This window comes from Protofrankia sp. Cr1 (assembly GCF_963555865.1).
GTDB lineage: Bacteria > Actinomycetota > Actinomycetes > Frankiales > Frankiaceae > Protofrankia.
The window spans coordinates 1-5,232 of record NZ_CAUVXO010000371.1 but is presented as its reverse complement, the minus strand read 5'-3'; the positions used below and the strand labels follow the sequence as shown (position 1 = coordinate 5,232).

The 5,232-nt window shown below is 68.9% G+C and carries 6 protein-coding genes and 1 pseudogene; 6 read left to right on the top strand and 1 reads right to left on the bottom strand.

Going from position 1 to position 5,232, the window contains the following annotated elements; all coding sequences use genetic code 11:
- Both U9980_RS21585 and U9980_RS21580 read left to right on the top strand, forming a co-directional pair.
- On the top strand, positions 1 to 905 hold a 905-nt coding region (locus U9980_RS21585; protein ID WP_322769591.1), incomplete at its 5' end, for an acyl-CoA dehydrogenase family protein.
- Between the two features lie 3 nt (positions 906 to 908).
- Positions 909 to 1,235: a hypothetical protein gene (locus tag U9980_RS21580; protein ID WP_322769590.1), complete on the top strand. Its 327-nt coding sequence runs from the start codon at positions 909 to 911 to the stop codon at positions 1,233 to 1,235.
- 6 nt (positions 1,236 to 1,241) lie between these two features.
- Here U9980_RS21580 and U9980_RS21575 read toward each other — a convergent pair whose 3' ends face one another.
- The gene (locus U9980_RS21575) at positions 1,242 to 1,808 is read right to left on the bottom strand and encodes a TetR/AcrR family transcriptional regulator (protein WP_322769589.1); all 567 of its coding nucleotides are present in this window, start codon (positions 1,806 to 1,808) and stop codon (positions 1,242 to 1,244) included.
- 174 nt (positions 1,809 to 1,982) lie between these two features.
- Between U9980_RS21575 and U9980_RS21570 the strand changes: the two are divergent.
- The 4 genes and pseudogenes from U9980_RS21570 to U9980_RS21555 all read left to right on the top strand — a co-directional run.
- Positions 1,983 to 2,252: pseudogene (locus U9980_RS21570) on the top strand (cytochrome P450); the annotation flags it as partial.
- 113 nt (positions 2,253 to 2,365) lie between these two features.
- Positions 2,366 to 2,575 carry a ferredoxin gene (locus U9980_RS21565; RefSeq protein ID WP_322755376.1) on the top strand — a complete coding sequence of 70 codons (210 nt, stop codon included), beginning with the start codon at positions 2,366 to 2,368 and terminating at the stop codon, positions 2,573 to 2,575.
- A 190-nt stretch (positions 2,576 to 2,765) separates the two neighbouring features.
- Positions 2,766 to 3,632 carry an SDR family NAD(P)-dependent oxidoreductase gene (locus U9980_RS21560; protein ID WP_322769587.1) on the top strand — a complete coding sequence of 289 codons (867 nt, stop codon included), beginning with the start codon at positions 2,766 to 2,768 and terminating at the stop codon, positions 3,630 to 3,632.
- A gap of 151 nt (positions 3,633 to 3,783) precedes the next feature.
- A complete protein-coding gene (locus U9980_RS21555) occupies positions 3,784 to 5,022 on the top strand; it encodes a cytochrome P450 (protein WP_322769586.1) in 1,239 nt (412 codons plus the stop codon).
- Positions 5,023 to 5,232 lie beyond the last annotated feature (210 nt).

The following is a 5,232-nucleotide window of genomic DNA, read 5'->3' as shown; positions in this document are numbered from 1 at the left end:
GCGCCGCGCTGGCCGTCGTGCCGCCGGGGGCGGGGCGGATCTCCTGCGTGGGCCCCGGTGACGCGCCGACGCTGACGGGCACGGCCCGGGTGCCGTGGGCGCGGGTTGCCGGGCACCTCGTCGTCCTGTGCGACCGCGACGACGGCGGTGCGGTCGTCGCCTTGGTCGCCAGGGATGCGCTTGAGGTGAGACCCGGTCGCAACCTCGCCGGCGAGCCGCTCGACACCGTCGTCTTCGACGGCGCCGTCGCCGTGGCAGTCGGTGTCCCCCCGGCCGGGGTGAATGCCGAGGCGTTATTGCTGCGCGGCGCACTGAGCCGATCGTTGCTGATGGCCGGGGCCATGGAGCACATCGTTGTGGCGACCACGGCGTTTGCCGCTCAGCGGACGCAGTTCGGCCAGCCCATCCGGCGGTTTCAGGCGGTCGGCCGGCATCTGGCGCTCCTCGCCGAGGAGTCGGCGCTGGCCGGCCACGCAGCCCAGACGGCGACCGAGGCGCTCGTCGCGGCCGAGGCCGGCCACGCAGGTGTGGCGGGTGCCGTGGGCGAGACGGGTGGTGTGCATGTACGGGATCGCGCGTCTCTGGGGGGTGGCGGCGGTGTGGCGGTCGGTGGCCCGCCGTCCCGCGAGGCGATCATGACGGTGGCGGCAGCGAAACTGATCGCGGGCCGGGCAGCCGGTGAGGTCGCGGCCCGGGCCCATCAGATCCACGGCGCGATCGGGCTGACGATGGAGTTCCCGCTTCAGTACTTCACCCGCCGGCTGTGGTCCTGGCGCGACGAGTACGGCTCGGAACGCTACTGGAGCACCGTCCTCGGACGCCATGTCGTCGCGCAGGGACAGAGCATGCTCTGGCCACTCCTCACGGCCGCACCGGTCAGCCGCCAAGCGCACGACGGGACGTGAGCGGTGAACGTCGGCATCTACTTCGACCTGCGCAATCCTCCCGGCCAAGGCAGGGATTTCTCCCGGCTTTACGGGTTCACCCTGGAGATGTGCCAGGAAGCCGAACACCTTGGTGTCCACTCGGTGTGGGCGAGCGAACACCAAGGTGTTCGACGACGGTTATCTGACCCAGCCGCTCGGATTCCTGGCGGCCGGCTCGACCTCGGCCTAGGCCTGAGCATCGGCTACCGCGTTCCCGAATACGAGCTGTTCGGTGCCACTCTGGAAGGCCGCTACGCGAAGACCGATGGTCGCGCGCCAACCTTACCGACAATGATCGGGCGGGTGTAGTAGGCGCTACAAGGCGGAGGGGAGCGCCGCGTCGACGAGTCTGTCGATGAAGTCGCGGTCGGTTACCCCGCGCTGGATCGTCACGCGGAAGATCACTGGACCGAGTATCTGGGCGAGCAGCTCGTCGTAGTCGCGTCGCGGCACTGTCTCTCCCTCGGTCTCGGCCTGTTCGAACGCGCTGTGCAGTACCGCCGAGGTGCGGCGCAGGAGGTCGTCCCGGAGATCGGCCACGGTCGGATTCTGGTCGGCGGCGCCGATGACGGTCGAAAGGAACTGCTGAACGACCGGCTGGGCCAGATCAGCCGCGAACCGGATCAGCTCGCGACCCAGCCAGGCCCGCAGGGGTCCCTCGCCGGAGTGGAACATCGGCTGTTCGACGACGGTCAGAGCCTCGGTGACCAGGTCGATCTGTCGTGGCCAGTGCCGGTAGATCGTCGCTCGGCCTACCTCGGCCCGTTGAGCTACGCGCTGGTGCGTCAACGCGGCAGGCCCCTCTTCCGCAAACAGCAACCGCATGGCCTCATGCACCGCGGCGCGGGTGCGGACGGTGCGTGCGTCGTCGGCCGTGTCCACGCCTCGAAGACTATGAGACATCTTGACTCACAGGAACGCAGTGGGGCAATCTGTCTCACATGATCGGATGCGACGCTGGCCACACTCGACCGCTCTACGCCCGGTGACGAGGAGGAGGTACCCGTGGCACCGGGCCGGCGATGGCCTGATATCGGACAATCCGGAAGGACTCTGATGGCGGACGGGCAAGGTAACGAGAAGATCATTTTAGCTGGTTTTCCCCTCGAGCGTGATCGTGACGCTGCCAGGCGTCTGATCCGCGCCCACGGCCGCACGGTGGAGCTCGACGGCGATCTTGCGCTGACGGACATCGAGACCATCGAGACCATCGAGACCGCGTTGCGGCAGCCGACGGTGTTTTCGTCCAAGAAGGCGGTCGACGTCCTCGCGAGCCCGCTGCCGCTCGTGCCCCTCGCGTTCGACCCGCCGGAGCAGACCCGCTACCACCCGACCCCCGACTACGACCTCGCCACCGGTGCGTCGTCGCGGGTGACGTGGCCGCGAGGAACGCTCGGGTTGAATGCTCTCCCGTTGATCTTCCCGCCGGTAGGTCCGCGGTGAGGCCCGCGATTGACCGGGTCACGTGCGCCGGCCACGGCCTGTGTTACATGGTGGCTCCCGACCTTTTCACCGACGACGAGAACGGCTACGGGCGCGTGATCAGCGATGGAGAGCTGACCGACGACGTCATGCCCGCCGCCCGCCGCGCCGTCGGGTCGTGCCCTGAGCGGGCCATAGCGATCATCGGCGAGAACGCGCGTGGCTAGCTTCGGCTACCTCCTCGACGCCTGTCCGCTGCGCACCCAGCGCCTCATGCTGCGCGGGGCCCCGGCTCGTCGGCCCAGGTAGCGGCCCGGAGCCTGCGCCTCCTCTGTCTCGCGATGCATCCACCGGGCATCCACCGGGTATCCGACGTCCCCCGAACAACGTCCACCGACCACCACTGAGGAGTAAGAGATGCGGCTGCAGGACAAAGTGGTTCTGATCACCGGCGCCGGGGCAGGACTGGGACGGGAGAGCGCTTTACTGTTCGCCCGGGAAGGCGCCTCCATCGTCGTCACCGACAAGATCACCAGGCGGGCCGAGGATGCCGCGGCGCTCATCGCGGAGCGCGGCGGCAAGGCCGTGGCCCGCACCCTCGACGTTCGCTCCGAGGCTGACGTCGAGGCCGGCGTGCGTGCCGCGGTCGAGGAGTTCGGCCGCCTCGATGTCATGTTCGCCAACGCGGGCATCCCGCCGAAGGGCTTCGGCCGGATCCCGCTGGAGGACGTCACGGCCGAGGGCTGGGACGACGTCCAGCATGTGCTGCTGCGCGGCGTGTTCTTCGCGATCAAGCACGCGACGCGGGTCATGAAGGGGCAGGGCGGCGGGACCATCGTCGTCACCTCGTCCGCCAGCTCGCTCGTCGCCTACCCCGGCTTCGGGTCGTACGGCGCCGCCAAGGGCGGGGTCAACAGCCTTGTCCGGCACGCATCCATCGACCTTGGCAAATACGGCATCCGGGTGAACGCGTTGTGCCCGACCCACGGCATGTCCGTCAACTTCATGCTGCCGCCCGAAGCCGAGGTCCTGGGGCTGTCCTATGAGGAGGCGGCCGGACCGTGGGACCCCGCCGTGTCGCCGATCCCGCTTAAGCTCGACCGGCCACCCCGGCTCGCCGACAACGCCGCGGTCGCGCTGTTCCTGGCCTCCGACGACTCGGCGTACATGTCCGGCGTGTGCTTGCCGGCGGTCGACGGCGGATCGCTCTCCCGGGTGGCGATGTACTTCGACGACTCGTGGCAGGACGAGTTGCCGACCGACGAGTTGCCGACCGGCGACTAGCCGGCCCGCCGCTCCTGGCCGGTCCGGCCAGTCTGATGCACGTGATCGTCCGGCCGCCGTGGGCACCGCTCTGCGCCCCGTGGGGCCCTCGCCGTCCGCGGTGATGCTCGGATGATCGCTCCCACCCCGCACCCCACCTGGAGGAGTCCCGATGCGTGATGACGTCGTTGAGATCCTTTACAGCGAGATGGAGCCGGCGTTAAGGGCGATGATCGCCTATGAGTCGAATGGTGCGTTCGACGTGCGGGCCGCCCAGTCGATCATCGATCGGCTCCGCCGGGAGTCGCCGGTCGTGCGCTGGGACATGGGCGTCGGCTTCTTCCTGATGGACGACGTCGTGGCCGCGGGCCGTCATCCCGCGCTGGTGTCGAGCCACCCGGATACCTGGCTTCCGTTGGGGATGGGTTCGCGCGGGCCGCTGCCTCCGTTGCACGTGGACGGTGAGGAGCACCGCCGTTACCGCCGGCTGCTCGATCCGTTGCTGGCGCCGAAGAAGGTCGCGCCGATGGAGTCGGAGATCCGCAAGCTCGCCGACGAGCTCATCGAGGGGTTCGTGGCCGACGGCCGGGTGGAGCTGCATGACGCTTTCTGCGTGCCGCTGCCGTCCACGATCTTCCTGACGCTGTTCGGGATGCCGCTGGCGGACATGGATTTCCTCGTTGCGATGAAGGATCGCATCCTCAAGAACGAGGGAACGACCATGGAGGAGAAGGACGCGATCGGCGTCGAGGCCGGCGACCGGATGCGGGAGCGGCTCCGGCAACGGCTGGACGAGCGCCGCCGGGAAGGCGCCCCCCGGGACGACCTGATCGGTGAGTTCATGAGGTTCGAGCTCGACGGCGAGCGGCTGTCCGACGACGAGATCGTCAACATCATGCACCTGTTCACGATCGCCGGGCTCGACACCGTGACGTCGTCGCTGTCGTGCCTCTTCGCGTGGTTCGCGGCCCATCCGGACAAGCGGCGCCGCGTCGTTGCCGACCCGTCAATGCTGCCGGCCGCGATCGAGGAGCTGATGCGTTTCGAGAGCCCCGTGCCGGCCAGCGGACCCCGCTGGGCCACCGAGGACACCGAGATCAACGGCGTCCCGGTCCGCCGGGGCGAGATGGTCTTCCTGTGCTGGGCCAGCGCCAACGTCGATCCCGCCACCTTCGAGTCGCCCCTCGAAGTGCGGCTTGACCGTCCCGCCAACCGGCACATCGCCTTCGCCTCCGGCGTGCACCGCTGCCTCGGCTCGCACCTGGCCCGCCTCGAGCTGCGCACCGCCGTCGACCAGTTCCACCGCCGGATCCCCGACTACTGGATCACCCCCGGCGAGGAGCCACGCTACGAGCTCGCCGGCGTACGCCAAGCCAGGTACCTGCCGGTGACCTTCACCGCCGCCCGCTGACCCACCGACCGCAGTTCACCGCCCTTCAGGTCGCACTGAAAGGCTGTGAACTGCGACCCCACCCACAGAAAAGTTCCCGCCTGCTCGTGGTCGAGGTCGGCTCCCGGTACGTGCACATCCTGAAGGGATGCACGACAACGTTGCACCGGCACCTAGATCTGACGTGTACGCCGGACCCTCGGGCGCCCTGCGCCAGCTACTCCTGCCTGG